Source organism: Bradyrhizobium sp. CB82 (assembly GCF_029714405.1).
Lineage (GTDB): Bacteria > Pseudomonadota > Alphaproteobacteria > Rhizobiales > Xanthobacteraceae > Bradyrhizobium.
Genome location: NZ_CP121650.1, coordinates 5,134,265 through 5,155,399 on the forward strand (window position 1 = coordinate 5,134,265; position 21,135 = coordinate 5,155,399).

Annotated in this window: 19 protein-coding genes and 1 pseudogene; 12 read left to right on the forward strand and 8 right to left on the reverse strand. The window is 63.7% G+C overall.

What is annotated here, in order from left to right:
* Window positions 1-5 precede the first annotated feature (5 nt).
* On the forward strand, window positions 6-824 hold the full coding sequence (gene trpC, locus QA640_RS25010; RefSeq protein ID WP_283035600.1) for an indole-3-glycerol phosphate synthase TrpC: 819 nt from the start codon (window positions 6-8) through the stop codon (window positions 822-824).
* A 1-nt stretch (window position 825) separates the two neighbouring features.
* Window positions 826-1,335 carry a cyclic pyranopterin monophosphate synthase MoaC gene (gene moaC / locus QA640_RS25015; protein WP_283035601.1) on the forward strand — a complete coding sequence of 170 codons (510 nt, stop codon included), beginning with the start codon at window positions 826-828 and terminating at the stop codon, window positions 1,333-1,335.
* An 81-nt stretch (window positions 1,336-1,416) separates the two neighbouring features.
* Here the strand turns inward: moaC and QA640_RS25020 are convergent, their stop codons facing one another.
* Window positions 1,417-1,860, reverse strand: a complete 444-nt coding sequence (locus QA640_RS25020) for a CGNR zinc finger domain-containing protein (RefSeq protein WP_283035602.1) — start codon at window positions 1,858-1,860, stop codon at window positions 1,417-1,419.
* Window positions 1,861-2,102: 242 nt separating this feature from the next.
* On the opposite strand from QA640_RS25020, the gene QA640_RS25025 reads away from it, so the two are divergent.
* Window positions 2,103-3,359 carry an MFS transporter gene (locus QA640_RS25025; RefSeq protein WP_283035603.1) on the forward strand — a complete coding sequence of 419 codons (1,257 nt, stop codon included), beginning with the start codon at window positions 2,103-2,105 and terminating at the stop codon, window positions 3,357-3,359.
* On the opposite strand, the gene QA640_RS25030 is transcribed toward QA640_RS25025, so the two are convergent.
* Window positions 3,340-3,504: a Flp family type IVb pilin gene (locus QA640_RS25030; protein WP_283035604.1), complete on the reverse strand. Its 165-nt coding sequence runs from the start codon at window positions 3,502-3,504 to the stop codon at window positions 3,340-3,342. The genes QA640_RS25025 and QA640_RS25030 overlap by 20 nt on opposite strands.
* 317 nt (window positions 3,505-3,821) lie before the next feature.
* Here QA640_RS25030 and QA640_RS25035 point away from each other — a divergent pair, with 317 nt between their 5' ends.
* Complete coding sequence (locus QA640_RS25035) at window positions 3,822-6,542, forward strand: EAL domain-containing protein (protein ID WP_283035605.1); 2,721 nt, start codon at window positions 3,822-3,824, stop codon at window positions 6,540-6,542.
* 133 nt (window positions 6,543-6,675) lie between these two features.
* On the opposite strand, the gene QA640_RS25040 is transcribed toward QA640_RS25035, so the two are convergent.
* A complete protein-coding gene (locus QA640_RS25040; RefSeq protein ID WP_283035606.1) occupies window positions 6,676-8,013 on the reverse strand; it encodes a S41 family peptidase in 1,338 nt (445 codons plus the stop codon).
* Window positions 8,014-8,306: 293 nt separating this feature from the next.
* Here QA640_RS25040 and QA640_RS25045 point away from each other — a divergent pair, with 293 nt between their 5' ends.
* From QA640_RS25045 to QA640_RS25070, 6 genes are all read left to right on the forward strand, one after another.
* A complete protein-coding gene (locus QA640_RS25045) occupies window positions 8,307-9,440 on the forward strand; it encodes an alpha-hydroxy acid oxidase (RefSeq protein ID WP_283035607.1) in 1,134 nt (377 codons plus the stop codon).
* Window positions 9,441-9,449: 9 nt separating this feature from the next.
* Window positions 9,450-10,076, forward strand: coding sequence for an HAD-IA family hydrolase (locus tag QA640_RS25050; RefSeq protein ID WP_283035608.1), 627 nt, complete (start codon window positions 9,450-9,452; stop codon window positions 10,074-10,076).
* Window positions 10,077-10,237: 161 nt separating this feature from the next.
* On the forward strand, window positions 10,238-10,444 hold the full coding sequence (locus QA640_RS25055; RefSeq protein ID WP_349253639.1) for a hypothetical protein: 207 nt from the start codon (window positions 10,238-10,240) through the stop codon (window positions 10,442-10,444).
* A gap of 344 nt (window positions 10,445-10,788) precedes the next feature.
* Window positions 10,789-12,000, forward strand: coding sequence for a gephyrin-like molybdotransferase Glp (gene glp, locus QA640_RS25060; protein ID WP_283035609.1), 1,212 nt, complete (start codon window positions 10,789-10,791; stop codon window positions 11,998-12,000).
* A 175-nt stretch (window positions 12,001-12,175) separates the two neighbouring features.
* Entirely contained in the window at window positions 12,176-12,874 is a 699-nt protein-coding gene (gene lexA, locus QA640_RS25065; protein WP_283035610.1) for a transcriptional repressor LexA, read from the forward strand.
* A gap of 602 nt (window positions 12,875-13,476) precedes the next feature.
* Entirely contained in the window at window positions 13,477-13,914 is a 438-nt protein-coding gene (locus QA640_RS25070) for a hypothetical protein (protein ID WP_283035611.1), read from the forward strand.
* 8 nt (window positions 13,915-13,922) lie between these two features.
* Here QA640_RS25070 and QA640_RS25075 read toward each other — a convergent pair.
* The 4 genes and pseudogenes from QA640_RS25075 to QA640_RS25090 form a co-directional block, all read right to left on the reverse strand.
* A pseudogene (locus tag QA640_RS25075) lies at window positions 13,923-15,299 on the reverse strand (ComEC/Rec2 family competence protein); the annotation flags it as partial.
* A gap of 20 nt (window positions 15,300-15,319) precedes the next feature.
* A complete protein-coding gene (locus tag QA640_RS25080) occupies window positions 15,320-15,472 on the reverse strand; it encodes a hypothetical protein (protein WP_283035612.1) in 153 nt (50 codons plus the stop codon).
* A gap of 193 nt (window positions 15,473-15,665) precedes the next feature.
* Entirely contained in the window at window positions 15,666-15,905 is a 240-nt protein-coding gene (locus QA640_RS25085; RefSeq protein ID WP_283035613.1) for a hypothetical protein, read from the reverse strand.
* Between the two features lie 1,539 nt (window positions 15,906-17,444).
* Complete coding sequence (locus tag QA640_RS25090) at window positions 17,445-17,654, reverse strand: hypothetical protein (RefSeq protein ID WP_283035614.1); 210 nt, start codon at window positions 17,652-17,654, stop codon at window positions 17,445-17,447.
* 657 nt (window positions 17,655-18,311) lie between these two features.
* Between QA640_RS25090 and QA640_RS25095 the strand changes: the two genes are divergently transcribed.
* On the forward strand, window positions 18,312-18,902 hold the full coding sequence (locus QA640_RS25095; protein ID WP_283035615.1) for an RNA ligase family protein: 591 nt from the start codon (window positions 18,312-18,314) through the stop codon (window positions 18,900-18,902).
* A gap of 641 nt (window positions 18,903-19,543) precedes the next feature.
* Window positions 19,544-20,059 (forward strand): hypothetical protein, encoded by a 516-nt coding sequence (locus QA640_RS25100; protein WP_283035616.1) that lies wholly within the window; start codon window positions 19,544-19,546, stop codon window positions 20,057-20,059.
* A gap of 561 nt (window positions 20,060-20,620) precedes the next feature.
* On the opposite strand, the gene QA640_RS25105 is transcribed toward QA640_RS25100, so the two are convergent.
* Window positions 20,621-21,106 (reverse strand): hypothetical protein, encoded by a 486-nt coding sequence (locus QA640_RS25105; RefSeq protein ID WP_283035617.1) that lies wholly within the window; start codon window positions 21,104-21,106, stop codon window positions 20,621-20,623.
* Between the last annotated feature and the right edge of the window lie 29 nt (window positions 21,107-21,135).

A 21,135-nucleotide genomic window follows, 5' to 3' on the forward strand; every position in this document is an offset into this window, starting at 1 on the left:
TTTGCATGTCGGACATCCTGACCAAGATCGAGGCATATAAGCGCGAGGAGATCGCGGCGGCCAAGCGCGCGCAGCCGCTTGCCACCGTGGAAGCCGAGGCCAAAGCCGCACCTGCGCCGCGCGGCTTTCTGCGCGCGATCCGCAGCAAGCTCGCCAATGGCGACTATGCGTTGATTGCCGAGGTCAAGAAGGCGTCGCCCTCCAAGGGCCTGATCCGTGCGGATTTCGACCCGCCGCTGCTCGCCAAGGCCTACGAGGCCGGCGGCGCGGCTTGCCTGTCAGTGCTGACGGATACGCCCTCCTTCCAGGGGCATCTCGACTTCATGGTCGCGGCACGCGCGGCGACGTCGCTGCCGGTGCTGCGCAAGGATTTTCTGTTCGACACCTACCAGGTGGTGGAAGCGCGCGCCCATGGCGCCGATTGCATCCTGATCATCATGGCGGCGCTCGACGATGCCACCGCCACGGATCTCGAAGACGCCGCCCTCGCCTACGGAATGGACGTCCTGATCGAGATCCATGACGCGAGCGAGCTCGACCGCGCGCTAAAACTGCGCTCGCCGATGATCGGGGTCAACAATCGCAACTTGCGCACCTTCGAGACCACGCTTGCGACCAGCGAGGCATTGGCGCCGCTGATCCCTGAGGGGCGGCTGATGGTCGGCGAAAGCGGCATCTTCACGCCGGCGGACCTCGCCCGCCTCGAGCACGTGGGCATGTCGACCTTCCTCGTCGGCGAAAGCCTGATGCGGCAGGCCGATGTGACGGCTGCCACCCGCGCGCTGCTGTCGCGCGAGGCCCCGCGCGCCACGGGCACGCGCTGAGATGGCGCGTTTACCGTCCAAGACCGAAGCAAAGGCAAAACCCGTCCTCACCCATATCGGTGCCTCCGGCGAGGCCCGGATGGTCGACGTGTCGGAGAAGCCCGCGACCGAGCGGCTTGCCGTCGCGGAGGGGCGCGTCGTCATGACCAGGGGGACGCTAGATCTGATCCGCTCCGGCAACGCCAAGAAGGGCGATGTGCTCGGGACCGCCCGCATCGCCGGCATCATGGCGGCCAAGCGCACCTCGGAGCTGATCCCGCTCTGCCATCCCCTCGCGCTGTCGAAGGTCACCATCGACATCGAGCTCGACGACAAGCTGCCGGGTTGCCTCGTGCGCGCCGCCGTGAAGGTCACCGGTCCGACCGGCGTCGAGATGGAGGCGCTGACCGCCGTCTCGGTCGCCTGCCTCACGATCTACGACATGATCAAGGCGGTGGAGCGCGGCGTGCGCATCGAGGGCATCCATCTCGTCGAGAAGATGGGCGGCAAGTCCGGCCATTACCGCGCCTAAAGCATGATGCGGACCCGGAGGGCCGCGTTAGCGCAAAGTGGGCAGCGGTTTTCATGCTCAATCTGTAAAGCGCGCCGTCGCCTATTTCGTCTCGCGCAGTCGCTCGCGATACGCGCGCGTCTTCATCCGGTTGCCGCACAGCGTCGACATGCACCAGCGCCGCGTTGACGGTTTGGATCGGTCGTAGAACACCCGGCGGCATTCCTCCGATGCGCACATCTTCAGCCGGTCCAGCGTGCCCGCAAGCGTACCGTCGTGAAGTTCGATGGCGATGGCCGACAGCCCCGCAAGGCCGTCCCGGCGCATCGCAGACAGCGTTGCGCCGCGCCCCGCGCGCGCCTCCACTCGCAACGGAAACGGTTCGAGCGCGCCATCGAGCGCGCCAAGGACATCCCTGTTCCTGCGCCGCTCGGCGGGCTCGCATTGCAAATAGGCGCGAAGCGCCCCCGCAGCCGCAAAGCGGTCTGGAACATCGCAGGCGTGATCTTCTCGCCGCCCTCGCCCATGCCGTGCTCGGCCAACCACGCCCCAAGCTCCTTCGGGCCGGAGAGCGCATCGCTCTGCGGATGCTGCACCCCGAAATGCGTGAAGTGACGAACATCGAGCGAATTGGCGAAATCGTAGAGTTTCGCCAATTCGTCGGGAACCTTGAATTTGCGGGATTGTTTCGCCATAGACACCAGTAAATCACTTTTACTGGTTGACGGCAACTGACACCTGTATAAATCGTTTAATGGTGTCAATAGCGTCAGACCATGGAGGCTGAGATGATGACGCGCACAACGACGCTCACCCGCCCCCGCATTTTCTACGGCTGGCTCGTCGTCGCCGCGGCTTTCGCGGTGACGTTCGTCGGCTTCGGTTCCGCCTACACATTCAGCGCGTTTCTGGAACCACTCCAACACGACTTCGGCGCCTCGCGCGGCTCGGTTTCACTGGTGTTCTCGATCGCAGGCTTCCTGTATTTCGCGCTCGGGATCGTGAGCGGCCCGCTCGCCGACCGCTTTGGCGCGCGCGCGCTCGCCGTGACGGGCATGATCTTGGTCGCCGCGGGACTTGCGGCCGCGAGCGCGGCACGCTCCCTCGTCGAGGTTTATCTCGCCTACGGACTCGGAATAGGCCTCGGCGTCGGCTGCGCCTACGTGCCCGCAATCGGTGCGGTGCAGCGCTGGTTCGTCAAACGCCGCGGCTTCGCCTCCGGGCTCGCCGTCAGCGGCATCGGGCTCGGCACGCTGGCGATGCCGCCGATCGCTTCGCTGCTGATCGCGACATTTGGCTGGCGTGGGTCCTATCTGGTGCTCGCCGCGATCGCCGTCGTGCTCGGCGGCGGGGTTTCATTGCTGCTCGAGAACGATCCGCGCGACCGCGGCCTCGGCCCGGACGGCGACCCGCCTGAGGCGGCTCGCGCGGTAAAAAGCGCAGGCACCCCGCTGCTGGAGGCCGTAGGCTCGGCGCGCTTCGTCGGCCACTATCTGTCGTGCCTGGTCTGCTCGTTCGGCGCTTTCGTTCCCTTCGTGCATCTCGTGCCCTACGCACGCGATCACGGCGTCGCGACCTCGTCCGCAGTGCTGCTGCTTGGCATGATCGGCGCCGGCAGCACGGCCGGGCGCTTTCTGCTCGGCGGGCTTGCCGACCGGATCGGCCGCGACCGCTCGCTGATCATGGTCCTGCTCGGCATGGCGCTCGCCATGGTGATCTGGGCGATATCGGCGAGCGCCTTCGCGCTTGCCGGCTTCGCATTCGTCTATGGTGTGTTCTACGGCGGCTGGGTCGCGGTGCTCCCCGCCGTGGTGATGGACCATTTCGGCGGGCGCAACGTCAGCGGCATCATCGGCATTCTCTACACCAGCGTCGCATTCGGCACGCTGATCGGGCCGAGCGCCGCAGGCTTCGCCTACGACGCCACGCACAGCTACACGCTGCCGATCCTGATCGGCGCCGTTGCGAACGTCGTCGCCGCACTGATCGTGGCAGCGCCCTTGTTGCGGAGCGGAACACGGACGATCAGCGCAGCGAGGCGCTGATAGATCCGAACTTGCTGTTGAGCTTGCTGCCGAGCCCGTTGATGACGGTGATGATGGCAAGTGCGATGCCAGCGGCGATCAGGCCGTATTCGAACGCGGCGGCGCCGGTCTCGTCGGCCATGAACTTCTGCAACGTCGTCTTCATGATCCTACTTATCCTGTCCTCTCCCGTGGGATGACGGGACAACTCGCAAACCGCGTGCCAGAGCGTGCGTGAGCGTCGCCAGCACGTTAGACGGTTAAGCCTTCGTTGGCGGCGAGCGCGACCGGCAGGAACCGGCCATATGCACTGGACCGGCAATAAGTGCTGGCCCGCTCATCGCACGCGCGTCACGATTCCATGTCGATTTACCTTCCGTTAACCGCACTTGCTAACGCCGCCTCCACATCGTTCCCGTAAACCGACGGATGTTTCCGGGCTCAAGAATTGATCCTGGCGTGTGCGCGGAAGCTAATCGGACTATGACGGGATTCGGCAGTCGCCTCCTCGATCAAACGGCACTGATCCGCAGCGGACCGATCCGCTGGCTGGTGGTGGGCGGCATGTTGCTGATTGCGGCGATTGCTATCGGCGCGACGCTGATGGCGCTGAATTTCCGCGACCGCGCTTTGCGCAACAGCGCGCGCGAGCTCGACAACACGGCGCTGCTGCTGGCCCACCATTTCGACCAGCAGCTCCAGGACTTCGAGGTCATCCAGAAGGACCTGATCGCGAATGTGCGCGCAAGCGCCATCGGGAGTGTCGAAGACTACCGCAAGCGCCTGGCGACGCAGGATGTCCACCTTCTGCTTCGTTCCAAGATGGAGGCACTGTCCTATGTTGGCGGCGTCAACATCTTCGACGCCGACGGCGAACTCATCAATTCGTCGCTTGCCTGGCCCGTTCCGAAGGTCAATGTCGCCGATCGCGCCTACTTTCAGACCTTCAAGTTCGATCCGCACTCGCCGGACCAGCTGGTCCAAGCCGTGCACAGCCGCGTCTCCGGCATGTGGACGATCCTCATCCTCCGCAAGGTCACGAGCCCAACCGGCGAATTCCTCGGCGTGGTCGGGCGCGGTATCGAGCCCGCCAGTTTCGAAAGATTCTTCGCTTCCGTCGCGCTCGGCGACGACGGGACGATCTCGATGCTTCACCGCGACGGCACGCTGCTCGCCCGCTATCCCCACATCGACGACATGATAGGGCGCAACTTCAAGAACGGCTCCGAGGGCCAGCAGAGGATGTTCGACGTCGACCATTTTGCCGGTCGCTTCACGAGCCCGAGCGATGGCGATGCCCGCCTGATCTCGTCCCATGCCCTGCCCCACTTTCCGATCGTGATGGTCGCGACCACGACACGTGCTGCCGCGCTCGCCAATTGGCGGGAGCAGATCGGCATGCTGGTCTCGGTGGCGCTTGCCTCGGCGCTCGCCATTGCGGCGCTCCTGATCGCGGTGGTGCGCAAACTGTCCGAGCAGCATCGCCTGTCGCGGGAGCGGCTCACGCTGGAGAAGCAGCGGCTCGACCGCGCCGTCAACAACATGACGCACGGGCTTCTGCTGTTCGACTCGTCGCGACGGCTGGTGGTCTGCAACCAGCGCTATCTGGAAATGTACGGACTGTCGGGCGACGTCGTGCAGCCCGGTTGCAGCTTCCACGACATCATCGCGCACCGCAAGGCGACCGGCTCGTTCACCGGCGATGTCGACCGCTATACCGCGCGCGTGCTGCGCGACATCCACCTGCGCAACTCAATGGTCGTCGACACCTCCGACGGCCGCTCGATACAGATCGTCAACGAGCCGCTCGCCGACGGCGGGTGGGTCGCGACCCATGAGGACATTACCGAGCGCCGGCGCACCGAGGAGCGCATTACGCATCTTGCGCTTTACGATGCGTTGACCGACCTGCCCAACCGCGCCATGTTCCACGAGCATCTGCGGGACGCATTGGCTGCGATAGCCGGCGGCGAGCAGATCGCGGTGCACTACATCGACATCGACGAATTCAAGGGCGTCAACGACGCGCTCGGCCATCTCGTCGGCGATGAGCTGCTGAAATCGATCGCCGCGCATCTGAGCCGCTGCGTCGGCGAGACCGAATTCGTCGCCCGCCTCGGCGGCGACGAATTCGCGATCGTGCAGAGCGCCGTGACCTCGCCCGACCACGTCACCGATCTCGTGGCGCGGGTCTTCACCGCCATCCGCGAGCCGTTCGACTGCATGGGCCACCATCTCACCACCGACGCCTCGATCGGCATTGCACTGGCGCCGGACCATGGCGCCGAACTCGACCAGATCCTGAAGAATGCGGATTTGGCAATGTATGCCGCCAAGGCCGCGGGGCGCCATACCTACCGCTTCTTCGAGCCGGAGATGGATGCAAGAGTGCGCGAGCGGCGGCAGATCGAGACCGATCTCAGGCATGCCATCGCCCATGGCGGGCTCGAGGTGTTCTATCAGCCCTGCCTCAGCCTGAAAGACGATCGCATCACGGGCTGTGAGGCCCTGGTGCGCTGGCGCCATCCGGAGCGCGGCATGGTCTCGCCCGCCGAATTCATCCCGATCGCGGAGGACACGGGCCTCATCAACGAGATCGGCGAGTGGGTGCTCGCGACGGCCTGCCGGGATGCGGCGACCTGGCCGGATGACATCCGCCTTGCGGTCAACGTCTCGCCGGTGCAGTTCAAGAGCGGCACGCTGGTGCTGAAGATCATGGCGGCCCTGGCCGCGTCCAATCTGCCGGCAAGCCGGCTCGAGCTCGAGATCACCGAGGCCGTGCTGATCCGCGACGACGACAGCGCGCTCGCCATTCTGCATCAGCTCCGCGCCATCGGCCTACGCATCGCACTCGATGATTTCGGCACCGGCTACTCATCACTGAGCTACCTGCACCGCTTCCCGTTCGACAAGATCAAGATCGACCGCTGCTTCGTCGAAGACATTGCGCGGCCCGATGGCTCCTCCAGCATCGTGCAGGCGGTGGTCAACCTCGCCGCCGCGCGGCGCATGGCCACGACAGCGGAGGGCGTCGAGACCGAAGAGCAGCAGCGCCTGCTGCGCGCGCTCGGTTGTAGCGAGATGCAGGGCTATCTGTTCAGCGCGGCAAAGCCCGCCGACAAGGTGCAGGAGCTGTTCGCGCTACACCGCAGCCGGCTTGCCCGGCGGAGCGGCCATGAGAGCCGCCGCCGCGAGGCGAGTTAGCGGCCCTCCAGCCATCGCATTTTAGCTTGCAGCGAGGCAAAGCGAAGCGTGCCCGCCTGTCGTCTCGCCTCGGATGCGGAAGCGGTGGGCACGGCGCTTCGCGCCTTTGCCCACCATCTCGACACTCAATCAGCTAGTTCGGCACCGCCGTCTTCGGAGCGGTCTTCGCGGCCGCCGCATTCACGGTCACGCCGTGCAGGAAGTCGTAGGCGGCGTGCAGCGCCTTGTCGTCCTTCTCCTCCGGCGGCACGTAGGATTGCGATCCAGTCTGTTCGCTGCCGTCGGCGGCCGAGAGATGGCCGCGCATCTGGGCTTCGGCCATCGTGTCCATACGGCCCTTCAGCTCCGGCGGGATGTCCTGGAGGATCTCGATGTCGGGCGCGATGCCCTGCGCCTGGATCGAGCGGCCCGACGGCGTGTAGTAGCGCGCCGTGGTCAGCGCCAACGCGCCGCTGCCGGTGCCTAGCGGGATGATCGTCTGCACCGAGCCCTTGCCGAACGAGCGCGTGCCGATCAGCGTGGCGCGCTTGTGGTCATGCAGCGCGCCGGCCACGATCTCGGACGCCGAAGCCGAGCCGCCGTTGATCAGCACCACCAGCGGCTTGCCCTTGGTGAGGTCGCCGCCATGCGCGGTGAAGCGCTGGGTCTCTTCCGGGTTCCGGCCGCGGGTCGACACCACCTCGCCGCGGGCGAGGAAGGCGCTCGACACCGAGACCGCCTGGTCGAGCAGGCCGCCCGGATTGTTGCGGAGATCGACGACGTAGCCTGCAAGCTTCTCCTGCGGGATGTCCTTGGAGATCGACGCAATCGCCTTGCGCAGGCCGTCGGTGGTCTGCTCGTTGAACGAGGTGACGCGGATGTAGCCGATATCGCCGTTCTCGGTGTGGAACCGGACCGGGCGCACATGGATGATCTCGCGCGTGATCGCGACGTCGAGCGGCGCGTCGGCGCCCTTGCGCACGATGGTGAGCTTGGTCTTGGTGTCGACCGGGCCCTTCATCTTGTTGACGGCCTGCTCGAGCGTCATGCCCAACACCGCCTCGCCGTCGATCTTGCTGATGAGGTCGCCGGACAGCAGACCGGCCTTTGAGGCCGGCGTGTCGTCGATGGGCGCCACGACCTTGACGAGGCCCTCCTCCATCGTGACCTCGATGCCAAGCCCGCCGAACTCGCCGGAGGTGGTCTCCTGCATCTCGGTCCAGGCCTTGTCGTTCATGTAGCGCGAATGCGGATCGAGCGAGGTCACCATGCCGTTGATGGCGCCCTCGATCAGCTTGGCATTGTCGGGCTTTTCGACGTAGCTCCCCTTGACCCGCTCGAAGACCTCACCGAACAGGTTCAGTTGCGAATAGGCATCGTCCGCGCCCGCCGCCGCTTTTGCCACCCATTGCCCGTCTTGCGGAGAGGTTGCCAGCAGGGTCAAACACGCGCCGGTCAGCGCGCCGAGGGGGAACAGCAGGGTTTTCCGCATGGATTGATTGGCCTTTTCGCTGGCGGTTGGGAGGCGCCATGCAAAATGGCGATCCAGCCCGTTTCTCACAATACCATTCTGGTTTCTTCAAGGCCGGTCCGCCACGTCGACCAGTATCCGGCAAAAATCCCTACGCTCTTGGCCTAAACTTTTGGCAACGTCGCCGGCCGGTCTGCGCGAGGCGGGAAACGCCCGGCCGCTCATGCGCTTAAGCTATGCGATTTTGGGATGGTTTTGGCGGGCCGAAACGGTTAGGCGATGGAATAGGGCTTCAAATTCTCGGGAGGATAACAATGAACGAAGCGCCCCGCATCCGGCCTCAACGAAACGTCGAACTCGGCGCCAGCGACGAGCCGTTCCAGAACCTGCACGAATTCATTCGCAAGGCGCGCTCCAACCTCAACCAGAATGCCTGGGACTATATCGTCGGCGCCGCCGAGACCGAGACCACGATGCGCCGCAACCGCATGGCGCTGGACGAGATCGCCTTCCGCCCCCGCGTGCTGCGCGACATGCGCAACGTCGATGGTTCCGTCGAGCAGTTCGGCCGCAAGATGCGTCTGCCGGTCGTGCTGGCGCCGGTCGGCGCCCTCGAGATCTTCGATCCGCATGGCGCGGCTTCCGTCGCGCGCGGCGCCGGCGCCTTCGGCGCGGCGCATATGCTGAGCTCTGTGTCCGACCCGGGCCTCGAGAAGACCGCGGAAGCGGCTCCCGATGCACTGCGCTTCTACCAGCTCTACGTCCGCGGCGATGACGCCTTCGTCGAGGATGTCGTCGCCCGCGCGGTGAAAAATACCTATGCCGCGTTCTGCCTGACCGTCGACACCGCCCATTACAGCCGTCGTGAACGCGACATCGCCAAGCGCTATGTTCGCGAGAGCCGGCTGCGCGCCACCGGCGGCGACTACCAGAAGGGCCTGGAGTGGCGGACGGTGAAGCTGATCAAGGACAAGTTCGATGTTCCGCTCGTCATCAAGGGCATCGCGACGGCCGAGGACGCGCTGATCGCGCTCGATCACGGCGTCGAGTGGATCTATGTCTCCAACCATGGGGGCCGCCAGCTCGATCACGGCCGCGGCGCCATGCATGTGCTGCCGGAGATCGTCGATGCCGTGAAGGGACGCGCGCAGATCATGGTCGACGGCGGCTTCTGCCGCGGCACCGATATCGTCAAGGCGATCGCCATGGGCGCGGACCTCGTCGGCATCGGACGCCTGCAGTGCTGGGCGCTGGCTGCGGCCGGCCAAGCCGGCATCACGCGGATGCTCGAGCTGCTGGAAGACGAAGTGCTGCGCTGTCTCGGGCTGCTCGGCGCCACCTCGTTTGCCGAAGTGAACGCATCCAGCCTGCATCCGGCGACTGCCACCAACGCGCCGAGCGTGTTCAGCGCGTTCCCGTTGCTCGATATCGAGCCCTATCGTTACTGAAAGGACGCAATGACCTCCCTCCTCTCTCCCGGCAGCGCGGATGCGCTTCTGTTCGATATCGGTCGCGTGGTTCTCGACATCGATTTCTCCAAGGCGATCACCTGCTGGGCGGGACACGCCGGCTGCGAACCGCAATCGATCGTGGCGCGCTATGTCCGCGACGAGGCCTATCGGCTGCATGAGATGGGCAAGATCACCGACGAGGCCTATTTCGACTCGCTGCGGCGCTCGCTGGGGATCGAAATTTCCGACGCGCAGTTCCTGGAGGGGTGGAATGCGATCTTCGCGGGCGAGATGCCCGACATCGCAAGCCTGTTGCCGCGCGCTGCGAAGCACGTGCCGCTCTACGCCTTTTCCAACACCAACCGGCCGCATGTGGAATATTTCTCGAGGGAATATGCCGACGTGCTCGGCCATTTCCGCGAGCTGTATCTGTCCTCGAGCATCGGCCTGCGCAAACCCGATGCGGAGGCCTTCGACCATGTCGTCGCCGCGATCGGAGTACCCGCCGAGCGAATCGTGTTCTTCGACGATCTCGCTGAAAATATCGAAGGCGCGCGGGCACGAGGGCTGACCGCGGTTCACGTGACATCGCCTCACGACGTCGGTGAGGCGCTGAAGGCGCTGGGCTTCTAGGCGGCCGCATTGCTGCGGTCGCTCGCAGTCTCGTTCCCGCCGGATCCAGGAACTTTTTCAGCAAGATGTGGAACCAAGTCACTCTGTGTATTTTTGCACAGAGTTCCCGGAACGGATCTGCCACTCCGGAGTCATATGCCCGTTGGGTTTCTCTACGACGGATGCGTAACGTGTTGGGCAAGACCTACTTCAACAAGCAAGCCTCGATCCTTCTCAAATTCGCCAAGTCAACGTCGAATTCGCAGCTCTCCGCCAAGCTGGTGAGCAAGGCGGCCGATCTGAAAGCGCAGGCTGATCCGCTGCCGGAGAAGGATGTCGGACTGAGGGCGCCCGACGTCGATCCGGACAACGAAACGGGAGCCTCCTGATGTTAGCCGTGAGCCTGGTCGTCGCCGTGGCATGTCTGGCCACCGTCATTCCCGTCTTTCTCGTCATCGAAACGATCACGCGGCGACCCCGGTAAGCACTTTCGACCCACGAGTTGGTCCAGTCGCCACCTTGCGCCCGTATGGTCTCGACTTCCCCCCGGCCGCGCGCCATCGATCCCGGCATCCCCCGTCGCGGTGCCTCGCTCTCCCTCCCCGCGCTACACCGTCGAAACGACAAGCCCATCACTTCCGCCCCGTCTGCCTGTCTTTTGCTTCGACGCCTGCACTCGGCTAGAACGCTGAGCCCGACCGGGATGTTGATTTTCCATGCAGGAGTTTTGTCCGTGGCCCTGATGCCGGTGTCTGATGCGCTCGCGGCAGTGCTGGCGGGCGTCGAGCCCGTGGCGGAGGAGATGGTCGCACTGGAAGCCGCCTACCATCGCGTGCTGGCGCGCGATGTGGCGGCGCGGCGCACGCAGCCGCCGCAGGCGATGTCGGCAATGGACGGCTATGCGGTGCGCGCGGCCGATGCGGCGACGGTGGACGCAGAGCTCACCGTGATCGGCGAGGTCGCGGCCGGTCGACCGTTCACCGGCGTGGTGGGCGCGGGTGAAGCAGTGCGGATCTTCACCGGCGGCGTGGTCCCCGATGGCGCCGATGCGGTGGTGATCCAGGAAGACACGGTCGCCGACGACAGGCGCGTCACGATCAAGGAGGCCGCGATCGTTGGTCGGCACATCCGTCCGGCCGGCGTCGATTTCCACGAGGGCGAGGTGCTTCTGAGGACAGGAGCCCGGCTCACCGAACGAGACCTGTCGCTGGCGGCCGGCATGAACCACCCGGCGCTTGCCGTCCGCCGCCGGCCCAAGGTCGCGATCCTCGCGACCGGCGACGAGCTGGTGATGCCGGGTTCGACGCCCGGCGCGGGCCAGATCGTCTTTTCCAACGGCTACGCCCTGCATGCACTGGCGCGGGCCGAGGGTGCCGAAACGATCGATCTCGGCATTGCCGCCGATACCGTTGCGGCGACCACGGCCGGCATCCGCCGGGGCCGCGAGAGCGGCGCCGACATCCTGATCACGACCGGCGGGGCTTCGGTCGGCGACCACGATCTGGTCAGGCCGGCGCTTCAGGCCGAAGGCTTCGAGATGGCGTTCTGGAAGATTGCGATGCGGCCGGGCAAGCCGATGATGCACGGCCACCTCGGCGCGATGCGGGTGATCGGCCTGCCCGGCAATCCGGTCTCGTCTTATGTCTGCGGCTTCCTGTTCATGGTGCCATTGATTCGCGCGCTTGCAGGCCGCTCTGGCGTCCATCACCGCCGCGAGCGCGCCGTGCTTGGGTGCGACGTCGGGCCTAACGACGTCCGCGAGGACTATCTGCGCGCCCGGCTCGAGGAGCGCGAGGACGGCACGCTGGTGGCCCTTCCCGTCAACCACCAGGACTCCTCGCTGCTTGCGAATCTTGCTGCCGCACAAGCACTTCTCGTGCGCGCACCGTTCGCGCCGAAGGCCGAGGCAGGCACACCTTGCGAGGTGTTGCGGCTGCCCTTGTAAGGGCGATCTGATTCGCGCATGACGCGAACTTCGCTGCGTTCACCCAAAATTAAGTGGTTGCGGAACACATATCGAACATATAGTGTCCGTTCATGATTTGTTTCGAGCATCTAGCGGCTTCTGCTGAATCCGACGTCTCGGAATCGAACGACGTCAACCGGGGGACTTGGTCGAGATGTTAACGCGCAAACAATACGAGCTTCTGCGGTTCATCAGTGAGCGCCTCAAGGAAAGCGGCGTGCCGCCCTCCTTCGACGAAATGAAGGACGCGCTGGATCTGCGCTCGAAGTCGGGCATCCACCGCCTGATCACCGCGCTCGAAGAGCGCGGCTTCATCCGTCGTCTGCCCAATCGCGCGCGCGCCATCGAGGTCATCAAGCTGCCCGAGCTTCAGGCGGCAGGCGCCGGCCGCCGCGGCTTCACGCCGAGCGTCATCGAGGGCAATCTCGGCAAGGTGCGGGGCCCAAGCGCTCCCGCCGACGAGGGCGAGCGTCCGGTCGCCGTGCCCGTGATGGGACGGATCGCGGCCGGTACGCCGATCGAGGCATTGCAAACCCGTAGCCACACCATCAGCGTCCCTCCGGACATGCTCGGCTCGGGCGAGCACTACGCGCTCGAAGTGCGCGGCGATTCGATGGTCGATGCTGGCATCCTGGATGGCGACATGGCGCTGATCCAGCGCAACGAGACCGCCGATACCGGCGACATCGTGGTGGCGCTGATCGACGACGAGGAGGCAACGCTCAAGCGCTTTCGCCGCCGCGGTGCGTCGATCGCGCTGGAGCCCGCCAACACCGCCTATGAGGTGCGCATCCTGCCGCCGAACCGGGTGAAGATTCAGGGCAAACTGATCGGGCTGTACCGGAAGTATTGATTGCCCTCGTCCGGCAGATTGCCGGTCATCGCGCGGCGCCGCGGGGCGGACGGATTGTCCGCTCCGGGTGGATAGCATTTTCGCTTCCTCCGATTATCCCCACACCCTGCGCAGAGCCACATCCTCGAGCGCTGCAGGCGCGAAAGCGCTTTGCACAATGCAGAGGACAAAGCCATGCGACAGATGATTTTCAGCGTGATCTCGGCAGCGCCTTGATCGCGGGATCGGCTTCCGCGAGCGACGCAGCGCAGCACCACCATGCCGTCCGCAAGACGGAGCACGCGGCAAGCGCGCCATTCCGCAATTGCAGCAATGCGATCGCACCTGCCGCGCCGGCGAGGTGGCCCCCTACGGGGTACTCGGCTCCTGCCGGCCAGTGATAAAAGCTCGGATGTGTGAATGGTGTAAACCAAGATAGAGTCGCAGCGAGAGGCTTTGTTCCTCGTTCGCCGGGAAAGATCAGGAAAGATAATGTGATCGGGCGGCGCGCAGACGGGCCGCAGATTTGCCCACAAACGCGATACACTCGAAGGCTTCCACTCTGATAGAGGCCTGCGCCTCCGGGGGGCGCGGACCTGCTATCTCGCATGAGGAGCACTCCGATGTGTGACTACAGCCTACATGCCGTTGCGACCCGCCCCGCTCAAGTCGGCGAGACGATCGTCACGACAACTTTCCGCGGCACCTCGACGCGTGGATTTGCGTCGGAGCGTGATCTCTCGGTTGCCGTCTGCCTCCTGCCCGGCACCGAGCTCGCCTTCGCCGACAACGTCCGCTACGACAATCGCTGGATCTGGACGCGCACCGTCAACTCCCGCGTCGGCAAGTTCGGCAAGGTCGATCCGCACATTCCTGATCGTCATCATGATGCGATCGAATTCCCCGACGGCAACTACGTGCTGGTGACGCAACTCGTCGAAGGCCAGCGTGCCACCGTTCTGCAATTGCCGGTGACGCAGCCGCTCGGCGAGAAGACAGAGCAGCCGGCCGTCGAGCAGCACACGACCACGACGACCCCGACACGTCTGCCGATCGGCTGACGCGTCTTTTAATCCTCGGCCTGCAGGTCGGCCTCCGACGGCGTAGCGTCCTTGCTGTGTAACGTGGCCGGCCGCGGTGCGAGGCTGAGCTCGAAATCGCTATCGCCGGCCCCGGCCGGCGACCAGGGGCGGTTTGCGCCCCTTGCTTTTGCCGTTTGCAGCGTGAACCCGTCGCCGCTCCGCGACAGCGCGAGGGCGCCCTGCGTCTTCAGACGCTCGCGATCCACGACCATCGCCGCGCAATCTGGCGCGGACGGTTTCACCGTCACCACCAGCGCTGCCCGGCCGCAATCATCCGCTAGCGCATCGACGCGCAGCGAGAGCGCGACCAGGCGACCATCGGCGAGCGGCGTTACGCAGCCGGCCTCGTCGCATGAGACGCCGTGGGCGAGCGAGGTATCGGTCGCGCTGCGCGGATCGGCATCGGCGGCAAGCCACTCCTTGAGGAGGAAATTGTCCTTGCCGGTCCGGATCAGGTGCAGCCGGCCGTCCTTGCCGCGCACCGCGACGCTGTGGCCATCGCCTGCGATCAGGATGTCGGGCTGGCGCATATGCAGCGCCCAGCCAAGCGCGAGCGCCAGCACGATGACGCCGGTCCAGCGCAGCGGCGTCCGCAACAGGCCCATCACGATGAGGCCGATGCTGGCGGCAATCAACGGTCCGGTACCGAATGCCGCGACGCGGCCGACTGCGCCCGGCAAGGCCGCCACCCAACGCGCGACTGCGATCATCCAGTCGATGCCGATCCCCATCAACCACCAGAACACGCCGTCGAGTCCGAACGGCGCCGCGATCAAGCCCAACAGGCCGGCGGGCATCACCAGCGCAGAGACCACCGGCATCGCCGCGAGATTGGCGAGCACGCCGAACGGCGTGATGCGATGGAAATGGAAGGCGGCGTAGGGCGTGGTCGCAAGTCCCGCGATCAGCGAGGCCATCAGCAGCATGACGAGCTCGCGGCCGCCCCACAGCGCGATGCGGGCGGTGGCGGAGTGGTCGGGCGACGCGAACAGGTTCGGCATGCCGATCTGCACCAGCGCGACGAGACCAAGCGTTGCCGCGAATGACATCTGAAAGCTCGGATGCACGAGGGCTTCCGGGGCGAGCGCGAGCACGATCAGTGCAGCGACCGCCAGCGTGCGGAAGGTGATGGCACGCCGATCGACCATCACCGCGATCAGCACCACCGCCGTCATGAAGAACGAGCGCTGGGTTGCGACCTCGCCGCCGGACAGCAGCAGGTAAAACGCGGCAGCCATCAGCGCAGCCGCAGCCGACCATTTCTTGATCGGATAGCCGACCGCGAACCCCGGGATCAGCGCCAGCAGCGCGCGCACCGCAAAGAACACGACGCCGGCGACGACCGCCATGTGATAGCCGGAGATCGGTCAAGCAGAGATTTTAGTTAGGAAATACAGCGCTTTAATGCACTCTTGCTTCCCAAGAAATCTCGCTGGGAAGCATCTGGGACGCGGAACAGCCGTTCCCGCTCGATCGCTTGCGCTGCGTCGCGGTAGTTGACCGCGAGCGACCGTAGCCCCGCCTTCTCCTCAGGCATGGCGCTCTCGTCCGCCAGCAGAGCCGTTCGAACCGCCTGAGCTCGCCGATGATGTGCTGATCCCGCCGCATGCCGCCGATCAGACTCCGGCGGAGAGTCACTCGTCAAGACGGCATTCCAGATCCAAGACGCGCAGGACCCCCCGGCCTCCAAGTCCCCCGTGCCGCGGCCGTTTCGTTCAAGCGGCTCAGTGTTAGTGTCTTGTCCCGTTCATCTGATAAATCAGGGCAGCGCAAAACAGCGGCTCGGTGGGCGAGCGAACTTCAACCGCTATGCCTGGCTGCTCATTCCCTAATATCGAGTCCCGCGCCAAGCCGATCAGTGTCTCCGCCGCTTCTATCTCAGCCGCCTTCTGGTTGGGCAACTCCAGGCCTTCTTCGTCAGGGTAGAGATTGCCGCTGTTCCGGATGTCGAAGAAATATCGGGTTGTCATGCCGGACCTCCTTGTCAGACGGCAATCCGAGCCAACCACCGGCGAACAAATTTCGTTCCTAAGTCGGCTAACTACCCAGTCCCAGGGTGTGCTATTTTGACTCATGGAACATCAGGGTGTTGAGTACACAGTAGTCCAGACCATCAATCCATTCGGCTGGAAATGGTCGTTTGAGCGAGAGGGACGAACGCCCAAAACTGGAGTTGCCTTTAGTCGCGCGGAAGCTGTTAGCGCCGCCGAACGAGCAATCAGCCAATCTCTTATAGGGCCGAGACGCCAGTAAGGCCGCCTTAGTGGAAGGCCCGCCAGCGTGAACCGGCGCCCGCCGATCACCGCCCGTGTGACCACCCGGACACGGCGCCGATCTGACCACCACCCGTGAGACCTTTGCGCCGTGGATTTTGTTTTTCTGATACCATTACCCGTACTATCCCGGAGATCCTTGACGCTCGCCTGCACACGCCTACGTATTTTGAATGGTCACTGCGAAACCCACCGTTGCCCTAGCGCTCGACTGAGGAGGCCTTATGCCTGGTCGATTGGTTTCCCCTGCCCTGTGAGCAAAACCGGGAATAGCCCGCCAAGCCCTTAGGAAGGCCCGTGGTGAGTCCTCGTTTTATAGGCTCCGGAGTGCGGACCGATCGGCGCCACCGCACGGGCGGGCGACACGCGCTGAAGTCGTGGGCAGTAACAAGTCGCTCGGCGGTATAACCGCGAGGCTTCGGCACCGTAGGGGCGGAAGAAACCATTTTCCCGGCGCCGCGAAGCCATCCGGAAACAAACCCGGCCTAGCCTCCCCTCATTGGACCAAAGGGGATTCGGTTATGTCAGCTTTCATCAATGCCTTGTCTCGTAATGCGCGCACGCTGGTGATCGTAAATTCGTTGGCCGGCGCGGCTCTTCTGTTAGCGATGGCAGCTCCGCAGCCCGTCTCAAGTGGTGCCCTTGGTAGCGGGTGGCACTGCAGCACGACAGCGTTTGTTTTAACGACGTGCCGCCAGACCCCCTAGTCACGCGGAAGCTCGTGGCACAGGCATTGCTCTTATTCGAATGACTGGGATTGTAGAGCCCCAGTTTGAGACAGGGCGCCGCCGGGACAATGTATTTCGAGCCCGGCGGCGTATCTTTTTGGGAGGGCTTTACCGCCTCAGCCGGCGGGCGTGAGCCGCAAGCCGCTGCCGGTTGCGGGTATGCGATCGGCGCCGGCTCGGGCCACCACGACGAATCGAAAATTTGCGAGGTGTCGCGGCGACTGTTTTGATGGTGGCATGCGCAAGCCTAACCGCGAGAACAGGACACCGGCCGGTCACCGCCCGATCAAGATCACCTTCGGCGGCATGCGCGATATGGGGCGTGCGCGGCGTCCTGGTCTATTGGGCCGACTACCATTGCAGCCACTTGGTTGCCCTCAGCGCCGACCGCTGGCCGGATGAGATGAGGCTATCCGATCGAGCGAGCGGATCGGTCAACATCATCCTGCCCGCAACGCCCAATGGATGAGCGATCAAAAAGGCGGCGCGCAAGAGCAGCGACATCCTGTCATTTGGCCCAATCGTCCCCGTAGAGACGCGTCATCTTGCCGTAGGCCCGGCGGATGAACAGGCGTTCGACAACCATGCCTGAAACATAGGCCGCCACGAGCGCCGATCCGCAGGCGACGTATGGGTCTAGCAAGTCAAAGTAAATGTTGATGGCGGCTCCGGTCAGCATGACGACCACCATGACGGCATTACGGACAATTTGAAACATTTTCCCTCCCAGCCCGGGAGGAACCTACCAAAACAAACCCCAAGGCGACAAGTCGAGCCACGCTTTACCTGCACTGCCTGCGGGCGCCGCGAGGCGGACGTCCGGGCGAACGGGGCGCCGATAGCCGCGATGGGCTATCGATAGCCGGCGCAAAGGCGGCCCCGGCCGTGGAGTTTCTGGGGAGTGGGGACCGGGGCCGTTGGAGGTCCTTGGCGGTATTTGGGATTCGCCAAGCATCCCGACCCTAGGAAAACTCAGCAACGGGATCAGTGCCCTTTCGAACATTGGAACCGCCGTTCTGGGCGTTCCTCACAGTTGGATAGCAGTCGCCTTCGCCCGGCCTTTTTCCGTTCGTATACGCCGTTGCGCAAGCGACCTCCGCGGGGGGACGCAGAGGCCGCCAACCTTGGGGAAGGTTTGCTCCCGACTTGGGGGGCATTCTTTGGGAATTTGGTCGGGAGCTTGGATTCGACTCGCGAGGTTGAGAATCGTTCCGCTCCCATCATTAAAACGGCCTCAGTCTTAGGTGGCTGGGGCCGTTTGCATTTCCGAATGTCGCTCCGACCAGGGGGGAGTCATCGGAGCAGTTTTGAAACGCGCTCCCTTGCTACTTGTTCCTGATTCGTAAAATGCAGCCGAATTGCCTATCTTCAGCGCATGCGTGTTGCGTACGAGCTCTGCTTGGCGACCGCCGGCAAGCAGGTCCCATCAGGACCAGACTGGATCCACGAGGTGAAACACGACGGCTACCGGATGTTGGTCATCCGGGAGAACGAGCGCGTGCGCCTGCTCTCGCGCAACGGCAGCGACTGGACGCAGCGCTATCCATGGATTGTCGAAGCCGCACTGAAGAACCGCCAGAAGCATTTCGTCGTTGACGGCGAAGCCGTGATCCTCGGCGTCGATGGCATCTCCGATTTCAACGCTCTGCACTCGCGCAAGCACGACCACGAAGTGCAGCTCTACGCTTTCGACATTCTCGCGATGGGCGGCGACGATCTGCGAGCCCTGCCATTGCACATGCGCAAAGCCAACCTCGAGCAGTTGCTCGCGCGCCGGCCGGACGGCATCACCGTGGCACCTTTCGAGCGCGGCGAGATCGGACCCGACCTTTTCCGCGCGGCGTGTCGCATGGGCCTTGAGGGCTTAGTCTCTAAGCACCGCGATCGGCCGTACCGCGGCGGCAGGCAAAAGTTCTGGGTCAAGGTGAAGAACCGTAGCCATCCGGCAATGGAGCGCGAGCTGTGAGTAAGTTCACAAAGCGCACATGCAGAGTGATGTAAGTCCTCGATCCATCGAGGAGTACCCTAACCTGACTTCTCGTCGATCCAGACGCCAGGACGATGCCGCGCTTTCCTCCAAGCTTGGGGCCGGCATCATCGGCAATGACAATCCGACGCCCCTTGCTCAGTTCATGCTTGACGACCGACAGGTTCGGTAGATTTGGCAAATCGCGGCTTGTTCGGGACATAATGGCAGGGGCTTAGCCCAAAGTCGGAAACGACGAAAGAACTCCCCGGCAACACTCGAGACAAATGATGCAATGACCACCCTGGATCAACAGAAACCGGCTGCCGTCACATCCCTGTGGCATAGGCGTTGCAATGACTGGATGGCTGGGGATTGCAGGGCCCAGTTTGATACAGGGCGCCGCCGGGACAATGTATTTCGAGCCCGGCGGCGTATCTTTCTGAGACTGCTCTAACCCATAACGGAAGAATTCCTCAAAGCTATCGACGAATGGCGAGCCAAGCAGGACGACGAGCCTTCCCGGGCCGAAGCCATCCGGCGGCTGGCCGAGCTTGGCCTGAGGACAAAGGCGAAATAGCGCTTGCTCGCCCGCTGCGGTCGCGGGATGCTCCCTAGGGAAAGGCTGGGGGAAATACAAAATGCGAATTCTGGGTGTCGCGGCGCTAGGCGCTGCATTGGCTGGCTGTGCGTCAAGCTCATCCGACGTCAGCGCCACATACGTCTCCCCTGTCATGTACCAGAGCTATACTTGCCAACAGCTTGGCATGGAAGCTCAGGCCGTCTCAGCTAGAGCGGCAGCCTTGTCGGGCGCGCAAGATAGCCAGCGCACAAAGGATGTGGTCGCTACGACCGCCGCCGTCGTGATCTTCTGGCCTGCAGCTTTCCTTGTGGGTGGCGACAAGCAGACCGCGGCAGAGCTTGGGCAGATGAAAGGGCAATTGGTCGCGATCGAGCAGGCCTCGATTGCCAAGAAGTGCAGCATCCAATTCCAGGGCAAGCCTGATGGCGCGACCGCGGCCACGGCCGAACCCGAGCCGCCACCGCAGGTCGCACAATCCAAGCCCCGCGCGAAGTCAAAGCCTCGAGCGCCAGCGCAGGCCGCCGCGGCTCCAACTCCGACGCCGCAGGGGCCCGAAGAACCGGCTAAACAGTAGGGAAGAACTAATGGCGAATGGTGTAGGATCTATGAGGGCATTCGCCGGGGCTCTGTTTGTGTTTTTCACCCTCACGTCCATCGCAAAGGCAGATCAAGATTACGGCAGCGGAAACTTTATGCTTCCTCACTGCCAGCACTTTATCACAGACAATTATCGACTCGATGTGTGGGATGGCGATTGCGGAGGGACCATCGATACATTGCTGTTTCTAGGAGAAGCTCTTCCGGATGGGTTCAAGGTATGCCGCCCAAAGAGCTCTACTACCGTACAGGCCGGCCGAATAGTCGTGAGCTATATGCAGTCTCATCCCCAGGACCTACACCAGCCATTCAGGGCCTTGGCGATGATCGCGCTGCACAAGGTTTGGCCCTGCGACTAGCGGACGGGTGGGAGGAGGCTAGGTGCCCGCCCTTCTGGGGGCGCTTCGGCGCATCCGCCGGCCGCTGTGGCTATGCCGATAATAATCATCAAGGAAGCCGCCGCAGCCTGTTTCGCCGCAATGGCTGACGTATTGGCTGGTTGAATCGGAGAACGACGGGTCCGTTGACGGGATTGTCATCAGATCTGAATGTCTTCAGGAAGCCCTACTCTTCCAAAGAATGCTGCGAAGCGTGTTGCCAGTGCTTCCTTGTAAGGCGAACACAATCGCAATCGCGGGCCTTTCATCGCGGCAACCCGCCGCAGGAACGAAACTGGCAAAGTGTGCACCTCGCGAAAATGCACGGCCGATACCTCCCGCAAGCATTCTGGATGATCGGACGCTTGCAAAATGAAGAACGCCGGCTCTTTATTTTTTGCCGCCTGCACGAGCGCGCCACGCTGCCGAAGCGCATGGCTTGCATCTCGCTCAATCTCCGATTTCTGAGCGATTGGGCATAGCACCACGTTCTCCAGCTTCTCGCGGCCGATCACCAAGTCGCAGGTTTGCGACATTACAATGAGATCGAAAGTGAAGCTTTCTACTTCGGAGACCGGCTCATCGGGTTCAGCGGGAAATATCGGTGAATAAACGGTGCAACCAAGAATGATGTCGCCCGTTTCCAACGTGTCTCCCTGCACGATTTCATACCACG

Excerpts from the sequence above, each read along its gene's own strand:
- trpC (WP_283035600.1), top strand. The coding sequence starts at position 6 with ATGTCGGACATCCTGACCAAGATCGAGGCATATAAGCGCGAGGAGATC.
- moaC (WP_283035601.1), top strand. The coding sequence starts at position 826 with ATGGCGCGTTTACCGTCCAAGACCGAAGCAAAGGCAAAACCCGTCCTC.
- QA640_RS25025 (WP_283035603.1), top strand. The coding sequence starts at position 2,103 with ATGATGACGCGCACAACGACGCTCACCCGCCCCCGCATTTTCTACGGC.
- QA640_RS25030 (WP_283035604.1), bottom strand. The coding sequence starts at position 3,504 with ATGAAGACGACGTTGCAGAAGTTCATGGCCGACGAGACCGGCGCCGCC.
- QA640_RS25035 (WP_283035605.1), top strand. The coding sequence starts at position 3,822 with ATGACGGGATTCGGCAGTCGCCTCCTCGATCAAACGGCACTGATCCGC.
- QA640_RS25040 (WP_283035606.1), bottom strand. The coding sequence starts at position 8,013 with ATGCGGAAAACCCTGCTGTTCCCCCTCGGCGCGCTGACCGGCGCGTGT.
- QA640_RS25045 (WP_283035607.1), top strand. The coding sequence starts at position 8,307 with ATGAACGAAGCGCCCCGCATCCGGCCTCAACGAAACGTCGAACTCGGC.
- QA640_RS25050 (WP_283035608.1), top strand. The coding sequence starts at position 9,450 with ATGACCTCCCTCCTCTCTCCCGGCAGCGCGGATGCGCTTCTGTTCGAT.
- QA640_RS25055 (WP_349253639.1), top strand. The coding sequence starts at position 10,238 with ATGCGTAACGTGTTGGGCAAGACCTACTTCAACAAGCAAGCCTCGATC.
- lexA (WP_283035610.1), top strand. The coding sequence starts at position 12,176 with ATGTTAACGCGCAAACAATACGAGCTTCTGCGGTTCATCAGTGAGCGC.
- QA640_RS25070 (WP_283035611.1), top strand. The coding sequence starts at position 13,477 with ATGTGTGACTACAGCCTACATGCCGTTGCGACCCGCCCCGCTCAAGTC.
- QA640_RS25080 (WP_283035612.1), bottom strand. The coding sequence starts at position 15,472 with ATGCCTGAGGAGAAGGCGGGGCTACGGTCGCTCGCGGTCAACTACCGC.
- QA640_RS25085 (WP_283035613.1), bottom strand. The coding sequence starts at position 15,905 with ATGACAACCCGATATTTCTTCGACATCCGGAACAGCGGCAATCTCTAC.
- QA640_RS25090 (WP_283035614.1), bottom strand. The coding sequence starts at position 17,654 with ATGTTTCAAATTGTCCGTAATGCCGTCATGGTGGTCGTCATGCTGACC.
- QA640_RS25095 (WP_283035615.1), top strand. The coding sequence starts at position 18,312 with ATGCGTGTTGCGTACGAGCTCTGCTTGGCGACCGCCGGCAAGCAGGTC.
- QA640_RS25100 (WP_283035616.1), top strand. The coding sequence starts at position 19,544 with ATGCGAATTCTGGGTGTCGCGGCGCTAGGCGCTGCATTGGCTGGCTGT.